This window comes from Salinivibrio sp. ML198, assembly GCF_001996015.1.
GTDB lineage: Bacteria > Pseudomonadota > Gammaproteobacteria > Enterobacterales > Vibrionaceae > Salinivibrio > Salinivibrio siamensis.
On record NZ_MUEZ01000002.1, the window covers coordinates 85,886 to 100,762 of the forward strand.

The following is a 14,877-nucleotide window of genomic DNA, read 5'->3' on the forward strand; positions in this document are numbered from 1 at the left end:
CGCCTCACTTTTTGTGGGGCGTTTTTTTGTTAACGCGTCCTCGTTGTTGTGATGCAAGCCCTCGGTTGTATCAACCACCTATGGGCAGAAAGGGACATATATTGGTATGCTGAACGCAGCGGCTAATGGGAGGCGGGATGAAAATAGTCACTCTTCATGGGTTATACATGCACGGTGTTTTTTTGATTCCGCTGTGCGAGCGCTTAGAAAAACATGGGCACCAGGTGCTGAATGTTTCGTATAATACGCTCAATCCGGACCTAGAGGGTATCACCGCCAAAATCGATGCGTTTGTTGGCGACCAGCCAGCGATCTTGATTGGCCATTCGATGGGCGGACTCATTATTCGCCGTTACTTGGAACAGAGCACAAAGCGGTGTGATAGACCGCCTCTCGATGTTCGCGCGGTGATCACTTTGGGCACGCCGCATCAAGGCGCTAAGTTAGCAAGTATTTTTGGCGATCTGGGGTGGGGCGGCTGGTTGTTTCAACGTAGCGAAGACATGCTTATCCCTGACAAGGTCAGGCCTTGGAAGAATCTTCCGCCGTTACATAGCCTTGCCGGCGATTGCCCCTGGGGACCCGCGGCGCTGTTGTTAAAGAACCAAGTCTGCGATGGCACTGTGCTGGTCGAAGAAACCAAAATCGAGGGCATGACCAGTCACGATCTGTACTCGGTGACCCACATTGCATTACTGTTTTCAAGGCGGGTCAGTGAGCGTGTGATTCAGTTAGTCGCTCAATATGAGCCGACGGCTGTGCCAGCCGCCGAGGGCTAAAGTGATGGTTTGATAAGGTCACTTTAGTTCGGATGATTCGTGTGTTCCCACCCAAGTATTAACAAACGTCCCATCGGGGTCATATTGCGCGGCTTGTTTGTCGAGGTTAAACCGGCGGCTGCCGCGCGGATCGGCACCAACGCCTGCTAAGTATTGCCAATTGCCATAATTAGCCGCTACATCAAAATCAATCAGTTGCTGCTCAAAGTATGCTGCGCCATAGCGCCAATCAACACCTAACTCATGGACTAAGCAGCTGGCCACCAATTGACGACTGCGATTCGAGAGCCATCCGGTTTGTTTAAGCTGGCGCATCGCCGCATTGACAATAGGAAAGGACGTCGTGCCTTCACGCCATGCCATAAAGGCTTCGGCATAAAAAGTGGTGAGTGGCCGTTTGTTGGCAATGCCTTTGAACGCAAAAAAGCGGGCACCATAGTGATACAGCATCCATTGGAAATATTCGCGCCACAACAGCTCAAAATATAGCCAATAGGTTGACTCGTTTTTTTCAACATTGCGCTCATATCGATCGAGCTCTGCGGCGACCCAGCGTACGGACAAACTGCCGTTTGCGAGCCAAGCCGATAAGCGTGACGAGAAATCCCAACCATCAAGGCCGTTGCGCGTTTCTTTATAGCGCTGAATACGATGGGTATCCCATAAGTAATGATTCAGTTGCGCACGCCCGGCGATTTCACCGCCTTGATAAGGGGCTATTCGGCGATCAGATAGGGGCGCTGGGTCGGACTTAATCGCTGTGATGGGGGCTGGCAATGACTCAGGTACTGGTAACGGCAAGCGTGGTTTGATCCCGCGCTTTTCCACCGCTTTACGGAATTGAGTAAAGGTCGTCGGGATCTCAGGTAAGTCAAACGGCAGCTGATGCTGGGTAAACAAGGTGTGAGCATCCGAGACAACCACCCGCTGCGGAAAGCGCTCAACCAGCGTATCAACCTGGTGACGCTCACGTGTCCCTGGGTGGTCGGTGACGCCAATAAGGTCAAACTCATGATCCATACACAGATTTGCCACCACCTCTAGCGGCTTGCCGGTGCGAATAATCAATTTTTGCCCCATCGCATCCAGGGCGCGATGCAGTTCGGTTAGGCTTTGCCACAAAAACGCTTCCCGCGGGGCACCGAGGTGCTTACTTTGAAAGTGATCCGCACGATACCAGCTCGGGTCAATCACAAACACGCAGGTCAGCTGATCGCAGCTCGAGGCTAAATTGGCGAGTGCAGGGTTATCATGTATTCGAAGATCGTGGCGAAACCACATTAATCCGCGTTGCATACCTATCTCCTTTTTCCCTCCAATACGCTCACAGGCTGCGGGTGGATTGCTTGATTGGATCAACTGGGTGACTATTCGCCAACCACGAGCATGAATGCGGGCTCTCACATCCGCCTAAGTGCGCGCTGGGGGTGTGAATGAGTGTTATGGACGAAGACTAGATCTGTCGCTGGCGTTGCGCCCACATTCCAATAAAAACAAAGGTGGCGACCAAACCGGCAAAGAGCCAATGATCTGGCCATCCGCGCATTTGTCGCGCCAGCCACGGAGAGACGGTAATGATAAAAGCGCCGTAACCAAAGGCATTGATCGCCACAAATACCAGAGTGCGAACGATAAAATGATGACCGGTCAATAAACGGCGTAGCGTCCGATTAATATCATTGCCAAATACCACCAACAGTGACGCCACAATTGCCACTGCAATATCACTGAGCCATGGCGTTAACCACGCACCCGCCTGAGAAAACCAAGAGATTAAAATATTCATAACGATTTACACTGTGTAGAATGCGGCTAGAGTACTGATTTCTGCTGGCGACTTCCAGCGCGGACTTAGCCCGCGGGAGCGCACGATGTAAGGAGAAGGCATGAAAATCGCATCGATCGGGTTAGGGGACATTGCGCAAAAAGCCTACTTGCCATTGATGGTCAATTGGCCAGGGCTCGAATGGGTATTGTGCAGCCGTGATGACGCTAAGCTGGCGACGCTCGCCACGCAATACCGAGTGAGTGAGACCGCAAGTGATATTCAACAATGCTTAGCATTAGGGGTGGATGGAGTGATGATCCACAGCGCCACCGACTCGCATGCGGCCTTGATTCGTACCTGCTTGCAAGCAGGTGTGCCGGTGTTTGTCGATAAACCTGTCGCCCCATCAGGCGCGGAGGTTGAAGCCTTATTCAACTTGGCAGAACAACAGCAAACCCCCTTGTTTGCAGGCTTTAACCGGCGTTATTTGCCTTTGCTCAACACCCATCTCAATGGCCAGCGCCCCGAAGACGAACTGGGCACACCCCTTTTATCGCTGCGTTGGGAAAAACACCGTCATGCGCTGCCCGATGCACCGCGTCGTTTTATTTTTGATGATTTCATTCATCCACTCGATAGTATAAACGTTCATGGTGACATCAATATTGATGATTTGGACGTGTTTGCTCAATTTAGCGAAGGCTTGCTAGGCCGCTTAGACGTGCGTTGGCACCGCGACAATAGCTTGTTTGAGGCCAGCATGAACCGCCAGTATGGGGTCACCAAAGAAACCATTGCGGCGGCCTATCGTAACGAGTGCTATTTCTTTGATGGCTTTACCCGCGGTGCGCGCATGCAAGACAACGTCACCACACAGCTTACCTTGCCAGATTGGACGGGTATGCAAGCGAGCAAAGGTTTTGCGGCTATGCTCAGCCATTGGTTTGAGGTGGTCAGCGAAGGGCGGGTTGATGCTGCTCTCACCGCTCGTAATGTGGCGAGCCACTGGGCCGCGGAAGATTTGGTCGCCTATTGTGAAGCGCTGCGCGATAGCCCCTAGTCCCACGCGCAGCACGCTGTGGCTGTTTACGCTTCGACCGGATTATCCGTATGCGAGTGGATTAAATAGGGCAATAACAACTGGCGGACATTAAAGCTCACGTTTAACTTGGCCGCCAGCAAATATAACCCCGCAATTTTACGATGTAAAAACAGTGCATCCGCCGGTGGCGTGTGCCAATAGCCTTGTTCCATACTCAGCGCCATCCCACGGTTACGTAAACGCGTTGCCAAATCGGCGTCGCCAAAGTTAAATGGCGCATCCGTCGCAATCGGTTCACAAGCCGTGTTCACAAGCTCCAGCACACTGGCTTTTTGCTCTGGCAAGATGTGCTCGGCAAAAAAGCCAATTTGGGTTAGTGCCACCTCAATCCCTGCGTTGTCTTTTTCAATCGCCGCTAAAAATAGTTTGCGATAGCCATCGGTAAACGTCGGGGCATACTGACGGGTGGCGCCAAAATCGAGCAACACGACGCGTCCGGTATCGGGCTGATACAAATAGTTGGCAAAGTTAGGATCGGTTTGGACCTCGCCAAACACAAAGACTTCCTCAAACAGCAACTGGAATAAACGACTGATCACGCGGTGACGAATCGTCTCTGAAGCCTTGTTGAGTTGCTCAATCGGCTCTCCTGCCATATAGCTCATGGTGAGAATGCGATCTGAGGTAAGGGCTGAGTGAACCCTTGGCACCACCAAACCGTTGGCATTTTTCAAATGGTCGCCAAACCGAGTCAATGCTTGTGCCTCTTTGCCGTAATCGGCTTCATCATGTAGTTGTTGCTTGGCTTCATCGAGTAAGGCTTGGTAATTCGCTTCTTTGGGGATCAGGCCACTTAAGCGCAGTAGGGTGATCACATTATCCACATCGCTATCAATGCTGTCTTTGATGCGCGGGTATTGCACCTTTACCGCTACTTTTTCACCGGCATCGGTATAGGCCTCGTGCACTTGGCCTATCGACGCTGACGCGATGGGCGAAAAACGAAAGTGGGTGAACTCAGCCTGCCAATTGTCGCCCAGCTCTTCATTAAGCACCGCTTTGAGCTGCGCCGGTGGCATGGGAGTGGCATTATTACGCAAACGGGCGAGCAGATCGCTGAGCTCTGGCGGAATCAAATCCCCCGCATCCATTGACAACAATTGACCGACCTTCATCGCCGCTCCACGTAAGTCCGCCAGTTTGTCCGCCACGTGGGCAATATTGGCCGGCGACATCACCAAATCCTTACGACTCGGCCGATTGCCCTGGGCAAACTGTTTGGTACCTTCCCACGCCACATTCGACGCCACACGCCCCGCCAACGAAGCCAGTGCACCAAAGCGAGAAAACTTACCATGCGGCACTTTACGATTTTTCATAGCCACCTCCTGAATCCTCCTAAGAATACGCGACGAACAGCGGAATGGTTTGGTGGGACGAGTTGCTCGCGCTCACAAAGATGCGAGTTAACGAGCCAAATCCACACCACGATATGGCAAAGACCTTTCCATTTACATGACATTCCAACCCGGGTCACAGCCTCGGGGGTGAAATCGCGTTTAGATCAAATAAAACAGCAGTTTATATTTTTGACTGTCTAGTTAAGTAGTAGCATTTGCTTACAAAGTTAGTCTGTAGGGTAATTGCCAATGAAGCTGATGTTTAAAACGAAAATACTGCTACTTGCCATCGTGCCACTGATCGCCTCAATGCTGATTATGAGTGCGGTCACGGCCTATAACGAACAGGCGTTAATAGAAGAAAACATTGCCACGTTTCGGGAGAAGTTGGTCAACGAGCGTAAAAAACAACTCAAAGAAGTGACTCAGGTAGCGGAGAACATCGTTAAGCGTCTTAACCCAGGCACCAGTGAGGCTCGCTTGGCTGAGGTGAAAACGGCGCTTACTGATGTGCAGTTTGGCGAGACGGGTTACTTTTTTATTTACAACAAACAGGGGATCAATGTGTTTCACCCTGTTAAACCGGCGCTTGAAGGAAAAAACCTGATTGATTTTACCGATCCTAAAGGCAATAAGGTGATTCAAGGGTTACTCGAGGCGGCACAACGTGGCGATGGCTACTTTAATTTTATGTTTGATAAGCCGGGTACCGATGCGCTGATTGATAAAATAGGCTATGCGGTAATGGTGAATAATGGTCAATGGCTATTAGGCACTGGCGCCTACACCGATGACATTGAGCAAGAGGTTGCTGCCTATCGCACCGACGCAGAGCAAACCCTGGATGCACAAATTTTCCGTTTAACCCTGTTGGGGATAAGCACAGTGATTATCACGGTGTTGCTGGTGAGCTGGTTTGCGCAGCGTATTGGTGAGCCGGTGAAAAACATGCTTGATAAGCTTAATGATATTGCTAGCGGTGAGGGCGATCTCACTCAGCGTTTGCACGTACATGGCTATGATGAAATCGCCCAACTCGGTCATGCCTTTAATCGCTTTGTAGAGAAGCTGCAGCACACCATTCAGCGCGTCGCGCAAGTCACGGCGCAAGTAAACAGCACCGCCTGTGATATGGCTCAGCAAACATCCGCAGTGGCTGAAAAACTACAAACCCATGATAACGAGACCGAGCAAGTGGTCACCGCGGTGACAGAGATGAGCTCTGCTGCGCAAGAAGTGGCACAAAACACGACACAGGTGGCTGATGCCGCCACCTCTGCCACCCAAGATGCGCAAAATGCTCAGGCGCAAGTGCGTGAATCAGAGGCATCGGTCGAGAAGTTGGTAGCGAAAATGAGCGAGTCGAGCGGGCAGGTGGATCAACTTAAAGCTCAGTCGGATAAAATTACCTCGGTACTGTCCGTGATTGGTGAGATTGCTGAGCAAACCAATCTATTGGCGCTGAACGCGGCGATTGAAGCCGCTCGCGCGGGTGAGCAGGGGAGAGGCTTTGCGGTGGTGGCCGATGAAGTGCGCACCTTGGCCAGTCGCACTCAAACCAGTACCCATGAGATCCGTGACATGCTTGATGGTCTACACGTGCATGTGGATAGTGCCGTGAAAACCATTGCCGACAGCGATCAAGAGTGCCAAAGCATGGCAACGATTTCAGCGCAAATTGGCGAGCGAATCACCTCGGTGAGTGCGGCGTTTTCGCAAGTGAACGATATGACCTCGCAAATTGCCAGTGCGGCGTCAGAGCAAACCACGGTCACGGAAGATATTCATCGTAATCTGGTATCGATTCGTGACATTGTCGCTAGCTTATTGAACTCGAGTGAGGCATCGTCACACGCGGCGGAAGAGCTGAGCTCACTGGGTCAAGATCTCGATACCTTGGTGGGGCAATTTAAAGTCGCCTAAGCCAATAGCATGATCACTATTCTCGGCACATGGGATAAAAAGTCATAAAGGACGCTTACCGCAAGCGTCCTTTCGCTTTACAATAGCAATTTTAGCGGTATTATGCTGACGCAAACGTTTGCCTAGAACATATTGTGCGCTATTGAGAGGGTTTCATGCTGCCTGATGTCGAGATCTGTCGTAACACCACACTCGCCCCCATTTCCACCATAGCCAAGCAAGTTGGCCTCCTTGACTCAGAGTTTAAAACGCAAGGTAGCCATAAAGCCAAAATCTCTCTCGATTGCTTAAAGCGTCTTGCGCCCAACCCAACCGGAAAGTTAGTACTGGTCACCGCCATTACTCCCACGCCCTTGGGTGAAGGCAAAACCGTCACCACCATTGGTCTGGCGCAAGGCTTGGCCAAGCTGAATCATTCTGTAACGGCGTGTATTCGTCAGCCTTCGATGGGGCCCGTATTTGGTGTGAAAGGTGGCGCAGCTGGCGGTGGTTATTCGCAAGTGGCTCCGATGGAGGAGCTAAACCTCCACCTGACGGGAGATATTCATGCGGTGACCGCGGCGCACAACTTGGCTGCTGCGGCCATTGATGCGCGAATTTATCACGAGCAACGTCGAGGCTATGACGATTTTGAAGCGCGCAGTGGCTTAAAAGCGTTAAAAATTGACCCAAGTCGCGTGGTGTGGAAGCGGGTGATGGATCACAACGATCGCGCCTTGCGTATGGTGACTGTGGGTAAAAACGAGCCGGGTAAAACCATCAACGGCTACGAGCGTGAGGGCGGGTTTGATATCTCGGCGGCCTCTGAGCTAATGGCGATTCTGGCGTTGGCGAGCGATCTTCGCGATTTGCGTCAGCGCATCGGCCGCATAGTGTTGGCTTATAGCCATACCGGTGAGCCGATCACCACCGAAGATTTGCAAGTGGCCGGCGCGATGACGGTCAGTATGAAAGAAGCGATTGAACCCACCTTGATGCAAACCCTAGAAGGCGTGCCTACACTGATTCACGCTGGTCCGTTTGCCAATATTGCTCATGGCAATTCGTCGATTATCGCCGATAACATTGCGCTTAAGCTAGGCGATTATACCGTCACGGAAGGCGGTTTTGGCTCGGACATGGGGTTTGAAAAAGCCTGCAATATCAAAGCGCAAGCATCCGGTAAAACGCCAGACTGTGCGGTGATTGTGGCGACATTGCGCGGCTTAAAAGCCAACTCGGGTCACTACAACTTACAGCCCGGTCAGTCTATGCCCGACGCGCTCTTTGCGGATGATGATGAAGCATTGGTAGCAGGGTTTGAAAACCTCAAGTGGCATATCAATAACGTGACTCAATATGGTGTGCCGGCGGTAGTGGCGATTAACCGCTTTCCACAAGACAGTGATGCTGAGCTAGCGACACTCAAGGCGATGATTGAAGCGCTGCCCAACAAAGTAAGAGTAGCGATCAGTGAAGGCTTTGCCCAAGGTGGCGAGGGTACGCGTAAACTGGCGGAACAAGTGGTCGCGCAATGTGAAACCAATGCATCATTCTCGCCCTTGTATCATGCCCAGCAAAGCTTGGAAGAAAAACTGATGGCGGTTGCGGAAGTTGGTTATGGCGCGGGAAGCGTGACGTTAAGTGAGACCGCGAAACAGCAACTGCAACAATTTAAAGCGCAAGGGTATGACGGTTTGGCAGTCTGTTTGGCGAAAACGCCACTGTCTATTTCAACCGATGGTGCGATAAAAGGTGCTCCCAAAGGCTTTGATGTACCGATCCGCGAGTTAAAACTGTGCGCTGGTGCTGGGTTTATCTATGCCTTATGCGGCAACGTGATGACCATGCCCGGCCTACCGGAAAAACCGGCGTTTATGAATCTCGACCTCGATGGTGAGGGCAGTATTGTTGGATTGAGTTGATGACTTAGTGCCCGACTAAAGTGCTAGGATTAGATGACTTTGCTCGTTTAAAGGCGAATTCAATGGATGATCAACAAATTACAGGTAAAGCTATAAAGCAAGCGAAAGCAATGAAAAAAATGATTGCCAGAAAGCTTGTTGATCATTTGCCCGAGGAGGAGGAAGCGGCTTCTGTATTTATGGCAGGGTCGCCAGGCGCAGGTAAAACGGAAACGGCTAGAGCGATGGTTCGTGCTTTTAAGAATGAGCACGACCTGACATTAGTGCACATAGAGAACGACGAGTTAAGAAAGGCATTTGAAGATTATCAAGGTTATAACTCGCCCTTGTTTCAGCGCCCAGCTACAATCTTGGTAGAAGCTATTCATGATCGCGCTTTGAAGCGAAGAGTCAGCTTTATTCTTGATTCAACGCTTTCCAGTTTCGATAAAGCGAAAGATAACATCGAGCGATCTTTGAAAAAAGGCCGCTTTGTTATGATTGTTTTTGTATATCAAGAGCCAGTGCAAGCTTGGCGTTTAGTGAAAGCGAGAGAAAGTGTTGAAGGTCGTCGTGTCCCCAGTGAAGTCTTCATTAATCAGTTCCTAGAATCGCAACGTGTGGTGAGTGAATTAAAGAAACTGTTTAGGGATCAGATTGATATCACTTTTATTGAGAAAAACGTCGATGGTGTCAACAAGAGACCACACTTTAACGTCGGTGACATTGACGCACTATTGCGCAAAAAGTACAATCGAAAGTCGCTTGAACGTATCGTCGGTATCACGAAAGGAGGGAGCCATGCAGAATAAGCGTAATAAGGTAAAATCTACCGCTTTCTCTGACTTCGTGCGTCACTCGTCGTCGAGAGAAAAGCGAAAGTTTTTCGATAAAATAGTGAGAGAAACGATTAAAGAGCAGCAAGACATGCTCACAAAGGCAGAGCAAACAGCTAAGTGTCAGTAATCGTTTATATTTCTCGTGAGAGCCGCTGTTGTCAGCGGCTTTTTTGTTTGTGCTACATGCGGCCACGCTCGTCATTGTCTTCACGGTCGTGTGATGTGGTATCCTCTCTGGCTTCAATTCTCCCACCGACTGTGAGCCTGACTTGAAAAAAATCGCGGTTTTTGTCGACGTTCAAAATATCTACTACACCACACGCCAAGCTTACGGGCGTCAGTTTAACTATCGCCAGTTGTGGCAAACCCTCAATGATATGGGTGAGGTGGTAACCGCGTATGCCTATGCCATTCGCCGCGATGACGATCAGCAAATCAAATTTCAAGATGCCCTGCGCCACATTGGCTTTACCGTCAAGCTAAAACCCTATATTCAACGCGCTGATGGTAGCACCAAAGGCGATTGGGATGTGGGGATTGCCATTGATGTGATGGAAACAGCTCCCGAGGTTGATACCGTGGTGCTGTTATCCGGTGACGGGGATTTTGACTTGCTGATGAACAAAATCCGCGCGCGCTATCACACTGAAGCGATAGTGCTTGGTGTGCCTTCCCTAACGGCTAATTCCTTGGTGAACAGTGTCGATCGCTTTATTGCGATTGAAGACGATATGTTGTTGTAGGCACGGCGTTTATTTTGCAGTTCTGGGACAGTTTCTGATTTTATTTTGATGTTGAAGTGAGTAAACGATGTACAAATTAATCGCCCTAGATATGGACGGCACCTTGTTAAACAGCGAGAAAGCAATATCTGCTGAGAATAAACAAGCCATTACCCGCGCGCGTGAGAAAGGCGTGACTGTGGTATTGGCGTCTGGTCGGCCGCTTGAGGGCATGCAGCCTAAGCTAGACGAACTGGGAATCGGATCGGATAAAGACTTTGTGCTGTATTACAACGGCTCAATGGTAAAAAACCTAGGTACTGATGAAGTTATCTTGCAAAAAGGGCTTGACGGCAAAGCCGCCAAAGCGCTGGCTCAGCATGCCGAGGCACTGGGTGCCTTCGTGCATGCATTTAGTACTGAGCACGGTTTGATTACACCAGCACAGAATCCGTATACCGAGATTGAGGGCAAGATCAACGGCCTAGATATTACCGTGATGGATTTCGAGACCCTAAGCGATGATCATCCGATTATCAAAGTGTTGATGGTGGCAGAGCCAAGCAAGTTAAACGAAGTGATCAGTGCGTTACCATCCGCGCTACGCGAGGAATTTACGGTCGTGCAAAGTGCGCCTTTCTTCCTCGAGTTTTTAAATCCTGCTAGCAATAAAGGGGCGGGGGTAGCCGCCATTGCAGCGCATTTAGGCATTCAACCCGATGAAGTGATTTGTATGGGCGATGCTGAAAACGACCACGCAATGTTGGAATACGCAGGCCTTGGTATTGCGATGGCGAATGCGATGGAAGCAACCAAGCAAATCGCGGATTACATTACCGAGAGCAATGATGAGCACGGTGTGGCCAAAGCGATTGAAAAGTTTGTGTTAGCGGCCGATAGCGCCGTAGCGTAAAACGAACAAGCATGAACAAATGGGGTGGGTGTTTGTGCCTGCCTCGTTTTATTTCATGATACTGATGGCATCGTTTACTGACGTGGCGTGAGCCTATCTTGCTTTAAAGAACAGATAGCGGTCTTTGCGCAAAACAAAAAAGCCTGCTTTTAAGCAGGCTCTCTGGAAATGGTGCGTCCGGGCAGACTCGAACTGCCGACCCCCGCCATGTCAAGGCGGTACTCTAACCAACTGAGCTACGGACGCGAATTTCAAAATGTGGTGCGTCTGAGTGGACTCGAACCACCGACTTCCACCATGTCAAGGTGACACTCTAACCAACTGAGTTACAGACGCATAATTTTTCGTTTCAAGCAAAGTGGTGCGTCCGAGTGGACTCGAACCACCGACCCCCGCCATGTCAAGGCGATACTCTAACCAGCTGAGCTACGGACGCACAGTGCTTGAAAGCGGGATGAATAGTAGCGAGTTCATCTTTGTCACGCAAGCGCTTAAGCGCATATTTTTGCGCAGAAACGACTGTTTGGCGATTTGATCGTCAATATGGCGGTATTTTCAGTATTCATCTTGCTTATATCGCTAAGCGATTGCACTGACTTACTGATTTTTGGTGCTTTATTGCCCAAGCTTAACCTCACAGCGCTGGAACAATTGCTGCCAGACATCAGCATGATGCTTAATCGCCGCTTTATACGCCTGATATGCTTCTCCCTCCCAGTAGGCTTTTTTATAATCGTTAAATATATCTGGGGTGTTTAAGCTCGCGAGGCGCGAAAGCGCGGGGGCGAGATCACGATAAAGTCCGTCTACCCGAGCAAGGTATGGCTGCACATCACCCACATAAAACTTATAAAACACGGTCTGTAGGCGTTTTAAACGTGTGGTATCGAAATTACCGCCGCAACGCACTGTCTGTTGATGATTAGCGATCAGTTCACTGGTTTGGTTAAGCCACGCGGTGTGATAGCTCAAGCTCACAAACAAATCGCCTAAGATGGGTTGTTTCTCGATACTTTCTTGCCAAGTCGTAACAGGCTCTGTGGGCGCTTGGGTTGAGGGTATCAATTGGCTAAACTGCTCAATAGTGTTAACCGCATTACTGTGGGCCGGCAGTTCGATGGGAAGTGTAAAGGCGGGTAAGCTGAGTTGTTTGCGCCAGGCGTCACTATCAATCAACGTATTCCAGATCACTTTCTCCCGTTGCTGGCGTTTAAGTGTTAATGCCTTTTTCAGCTCAGCTTGAATGCTCGGATCCTTCACTTGCGGCAAACACTGCGCCGCGGTATCGATGAATTTGAGCTCGTAGTCAAGTTGGCGAAAGCGATCCGCGACTTTACCCAAGGATGAATTGCGCTCCGCGATAAGGTTGAAGAGACCACACTGGCGAAGCTCATAGGCATCGAGCACCCCCATTCGCAGTTCATCAAGCGGCTGAACCAGATCGCGTTTACGTGGCAATGCTGGCAGTTCGGGGGAAGTGAAATCGGGGGTGGGTGCATCCAATACATTGCCAAGTCGCTGGTAATAGTCGGCCATCATATCCTTGGCCGGATCATCTGATTGGCAACCTGTTAGTGCTGCTAACGATATCACGAGTATTACAGTTTGTATTCGGCGCATGATGTCGTTTTTATCCTTTGGCTTTCGAGACTCACTTCCTGATGTTACGCGAGCGATCTGACCCGCGATCGCTCTGCGTAATATTAGTTTATCCGTATTGCTGGGGCTATGTAAGACGCTTACCGCTCTGCCATAGCCAGTTGGAACTCAGGAGATTGCTGGCGCATCCAGCGCAAGCGTAGGCCCAACAATACCGCGGCACTGGATAGACCGATAATAATGCCAACCCAAAAACCGTGCGCGCCCATGGCCGGTACCAGCCAGTCTGTCATGCCAAGCACATAGCCGAGCGGCAAGCCCAGCCCCCAGTAGGCGATCAGGGTGCGCTGGAAAATGGCGCGCATGTCTTTGTAGCCACGCAGAGCACCGGCAGCAACCACTTGAATCGCATCGGTGATCTGATAGACAGCTGCTAATAACATCAATGATGATGCCAGCGTGGCGACATCGGGATTATCAGAATACAGGGCGATAATTGGGTCGCGTAGCCACACGGTGAGTAAGGCGGTTACCACGGCGGTGCTGACACCCAGCCAAATACCGATTTTGGCGGAATTAGCCGCCCCTTCGGTGGTGCGTTTGCCCAATAGGTGGCCGACACGAATGCTGACCGCTACGCCAAGGCTCATCGGCAACATAAAGATCATGGTGGAGAAGTTGATCGCCACTTGGTGCGCGGCCACGGTGATCGGCCCAAGTGGGGCGATTAAAATAGCAATGGCCGCAAACAGCGTTACCTCGAAGAACAGTGAGGCCGCCACGGGGAAGCCGAGTTTAAATAAGCGGATTTGCTCTTTAATAATCGGCGTGTAGAGCGTTGCAAATAGGTGTAGGCCACTGAGCTTTTTGCTGATCATGACATACACGCCCATCAGTCCCGCCATTAACCAGTAAACCAGCGCGGTGGCAACGCCACATCCCACGCCGCCAAGTTCTGGCGCCCCTAGCTTACCGTAGACAAACATCCAGTTAAGCGGCACATTGGCGGCTAGGCCGATAAAGCCAATCACCATCGCTGGGACGGTCAACGACATCCCCTCGCATAGGTTGCGAATCGCCTGAAAAAGCAAAAAGGCTGGCACTGCCCAAATCACCGCATGCAAGTAACCAATGGTTTTAAGTGTGAGTGCCGCTTCGACATCCATCAAGTCAATAATAAAGCCGGCTTTATACAAGATGAGCCCAATCGGCACGCTTAATAGCAGTGCCATGTATACACCTTGCTGAAATTGAAAGGGGATCTGGTTTTCTTTGCCAGCCCCGTTGAGCTGGGCAATCACCGGGACCATCGCCATTAACAAGCCGATGCCAAATAAAATGGCGGGCATCCATATGCTTGAGGCAACCGCCACGGCAGCCATATCAGTGGCACTGTAGCCACCTGCCATTACGGTATCGACAAACCCCATTGAGGTTTGAGCTATTTGGGCAATAAAAACAGGCACACTGAGCCGAATAATGGCTCTTGCTTCATCATGGTATTGCTGCACGTCGGCCTCAATAGTTTGTGATTGAACGGAAGGGGAATGGAATCGCGCGCAATTATACGTGCTAGGGGAAGAGAAAGGAAAGCGAAAGCACTATCAATTTCGCACCCTCGGCGATGCAAAGTCCTTAGAACAGGCGCGTTGCGGCGGCATCGCGCTTAACGGTTAGAAAATTTGCTTATCATCCGCATCAATAAACAAATGAATGGTTCGATGAGATTCATCAATCTGCATATCGTAATGAATGGCATTGCAACAGTTTGGGCAGTCTTCATAAAACTCCTGGTTGCCACCACTTAGATCCAATGTGATATCAAAGCGATGACCACAGTGCGGGCAATTTACGATCCGGTCAGTCATATCATCCATGGTTACACACCTCTTTTTGATTCTCTGTACTCAAAATCAGTATAGATGAGGATGCTGAGGGGATAATATGATCGATAAACTGGGCTATGCGTCGCGACAAATGGCATATCACCTTGATGCCGGTGAATGCCA

At 50.5% G+C, this 14,877-nt stretch carries 13 protein-coding genes and 3 tRNA genes; 7 read left to right on the forward strand and 9 right to left on the reverse strand.

The features are described from left to right. The first annotated feature begins 137 nt into the window (after nt 1-137). Complete coding sequence (locus BZG25_RS01805; RefSeq protein WP_077577835.1) at nt 138-779, forward strand: triacylglycerol lipase; 642 nt, start codon at nt 138-140, stop codon at nt 777-779. A gap of 18 nt (nt 780-797) precedes the next feature. Here the strand turns inward: BZG25_RS01805 and BZG25_RS01810 are convergent, their stop codons facing one another. Both BZG25_RS01810 and BZG25_RS01815 read right to left on the reverse strand, forming a co-directional pair. Then, nucleotides 798-2,075 (reverse strand): DASH family cryptochrome, encoded by a 1,278-nt coding sequence (locus tag BZG25_RS01810; protein WP_046073280.1) that lies wholly within the window; start codon nt 2,073-2,075, stop codon nt 798-800. A gap of 157 nt (nt 2,076-2,232) precedes the next feature. Further along, nucleotides 2,233-2,565: a DUF3392 domain-containing protein gene (locus BZG25_RS01815; RefSeq protein WP_046073279.1), complete on the reverse strand. Its 333-nt coding sequence runs from the start codon at nt 2,563-2,565 to the stop codon at nt 2,233-2,235. 100 nt (nt 2,566-2,665) lie between these two features. Between BZG25_RS01815 and BZG25_RS01820 the strand changes: the two genes are divergently transcribed. Continuing rightward, nucleotides 2,666-3,607 (forward strand): Gfo/Idh/MocA family protein, encoded by a 942-nt coding sequence (locus tag BZG25_RS01820; protein ID WP_046073278.1) that lies wholly within the window; start codon nt 2,666-2,668, stop codon nt 3,605-3,607. Between the two features lie 26 nt (nt 3,608-3,633). Here BZG25_RS01820 and BZG25_RS01825 read toward each other — a convergent pair whose 3' ends face one another. After that, a complete protein-coding gene (locus tag BZG25_RS01825) occupies nt 3,634-4,974 on the reverse strand; it encodes an AarF/ABC1/UbiB kinase family protein (RefSeq protein ID WP_197075720.1) in 1,341 nt (446 codons plus the stop codon). 273 nt (nt 4,975-5,247) lie between these two features. On the opposite strand from BZG25_RS01825, the gene BZG25_RS01830 reads away from it, so the two are divergent. From BZG25_RS01830 to BZG25_RS01850, 5 genes are all read left to right on the forward strand, one after another. Continuing rightward, complete coding sequence (locus tag BZG25_RS01830; protein WP_197075719.1) at nt 5,248-6,912, forward strand: methyl-accepting chemotaxis protein; 1,665 nt, start codon at nt 5,248-5,250, stop codon at nt 6,910-6,912. Nucleotides 6,913-7,067: 155 nt separating this feature from the next. Then, nucleotides 7,068-8,816, forward strand: a complete 1,749-nt coding sequence (locus BZG25_RS01835) for a formate--tetrahydrofolate ligase (RefSeq protein WP_077577833.1) — start codon at nt 7,068-7,070, stop codon at nt 8,814-8,816. Nucleotides 8,817-8,878: 62 nt separating this feature from the next. Beyond that, on the forward strand, nt 8,879-9,607 hold the full coding sequence (locus tag BZG25_RS01840; RefSeq protein ID WP_077577832.1) for a zeta toxin family protein: 729 nt from the start codon (nt 8,879-8,881) through the stop codon (nt 9,605-9,607). A gap of 296 nt (nt 9,608-9,903) precedes the next feature. Then, nucleotides 9,904-10,377, forward strand: a complete 474-nt coding sequence (locus BZG25_RS01845; protein WP_046073274.1) for an NYN domain-containing protein — start codon at nt 9,904-9,906, stop codon at nt 10,375-10,377. 67 nt (nt 10,378-10,444) lie between these two features. After that, nucleotides 10,445-11,269 (forward strand): Cof-type HAD-IIB family hydrolase, encoded by an 825-nt coding sequence (locus BZG25_RS01850; RefSeq protein ID WP_077577831.1) that lies wholly within the window; start codon nt 10,445-10,447, stop codon nt 11,267-11,269. A 169-nt stretch (nt 11,270-11,438) separates the two neighbouring features. Here BZG25_RS01850 and BZG25_RS01855 read toward each other — a convergent pair. From BZG25_RS01855 to BZG25_RS01880, 6 genes are all read right to left on the reverse strand, one after another. Next, nucleotides 11,439-11,515: transfer RNA gene (locus BZG25_RS01855), tRNA-Val, on the reverse strand. A 13-nt stretch (nt 11,516-11,528) separates the two neighbouring features. Then, a tRNA-Val gene (locus BZG25_RS01860) sits at nt 11,529-11,605 on the reverse strand. Nucleotides 11,606-11,628: 23 nt separating this feature from the next. Next, nucleotides 11,629-11,705: transfer RNA gene (locus BZG25_RS01865), tRNA-Val, on the reverse strand. Nucleotides 11,706-11,884: 179 nt separating this feature from the next. Beyond that, the gene (locus BZG25_RS01870) at nt 11,885-12,889 is read right to left on the reverse strand and encodes a DUF3080 domain-containing protein (protein ID WP_077577830.1); all 1,005 of its coding nucleotides are present in this window, start codon (nt 12,887-12,889) and stop codon (nt 11,885-11,887) included. A gap of 119 nt (nt 12,890-13,008) precedes the next feature. Continuing rightward, complete coding sequence (locus tag BZG25_RS01875; protein WP_046073271.1) at nt 13,009-14,379, reverse strand: MATE family efflux transporter; 1,371 nt, start codon at nt 14,377-14,379, stop codon at nt 13,009-13,011. 162 nt (nt 14,380-14,541) lie between these two features. Then, nucleotides 14,542-14,745, reverse strand: coding sequence for a CPXCG motif-containing cysteine-rich protein (locus BZG25_RS01880; RefSeq protein ID WP_077638467.1), 204 nt, complete (start codon nt 14,743-14,745; stop codon nt 14,542-14,544). Nucleotides 14,746-14,877 lie beyond the last annotated feature (132 nt).

What these genes read in the sequence shown, in the direction of transcription:
- BZG25_RS01840 (WP_077577832.1), top strand. Translation starts at nt 8,879, where the DNA reads ATGGATGATCAACAAATTACAGGTAAAGCTATAAAGCAAGCGAAAGCA.
- BZG25_RS01820 (WP_046073278.1), top strand. Translation starts at nt 2,666, where the DNA reads ATGAAAATCGCATCGATCGGGTTAGGGGACATTGCGCAAAAAGCCTAC.
- BZG25_RS01870 (WP_077577830.1), bottom strand. Translation starts at nt 12,889, where the DNA reads ATGCGCCGAATACAAACTGTAATACTCGTGATATCGTTAGCAGCACTA.
- BZG25_RS01805 (WP_077577835.1), top strand. Translation starts at nt 138, where the DNA reads ATGAAAATAGTCACTCTTCATGGGTTATACATGCACGGTGTTTTTTTG.
- BZG25_RS01830 (WP_197075719.1), top strand. Translation starts at nt 5,248, where the DNA reads ATGTTTAAAACGAAAATACTGCTACTTGCCATCGTGCCACTGATCGCC.
- BZG25_RS01850 (WP_077577831.1), top strand. Translation starts at nt 10,445, where the DNA reads ATGTACAAATTAATCGCCCTAGATATGGACGGCACCTTGTTAAACAGC.
- BZG25_RS01810 (WP_046073280.1), bottom strand. Translation starts at nt 2,075, where the DNA reads ATGCAACGCGGATTAATGTGGTTTCGCCACGATCTTCGAATACATGAT.
- BZG25_RS01815 (WP_046073279.1), bottom strand. Translation starts at nt 2,565, where the DNA reads ATGAATATTTTAATCTCTTGGTTTTCTCAGGCGGGTGCGTGGTTAACG.
- BZG25_RS01880 (WP_077638467.1), bottom strand. Translation starts at nt 14,745, where the DNA reads ATGGATGATATGACTGACCGGATCGTAAATTGCCCGCACTGTGGTCAT.
- BZG25_RS01835 (WP_077577833.1), top strand. Translation starts at nt 7,068, where the DNA reads ATGCTGCCTGATGTCGAGATCTGTCGTAACACCACACTCGCCCCCATT.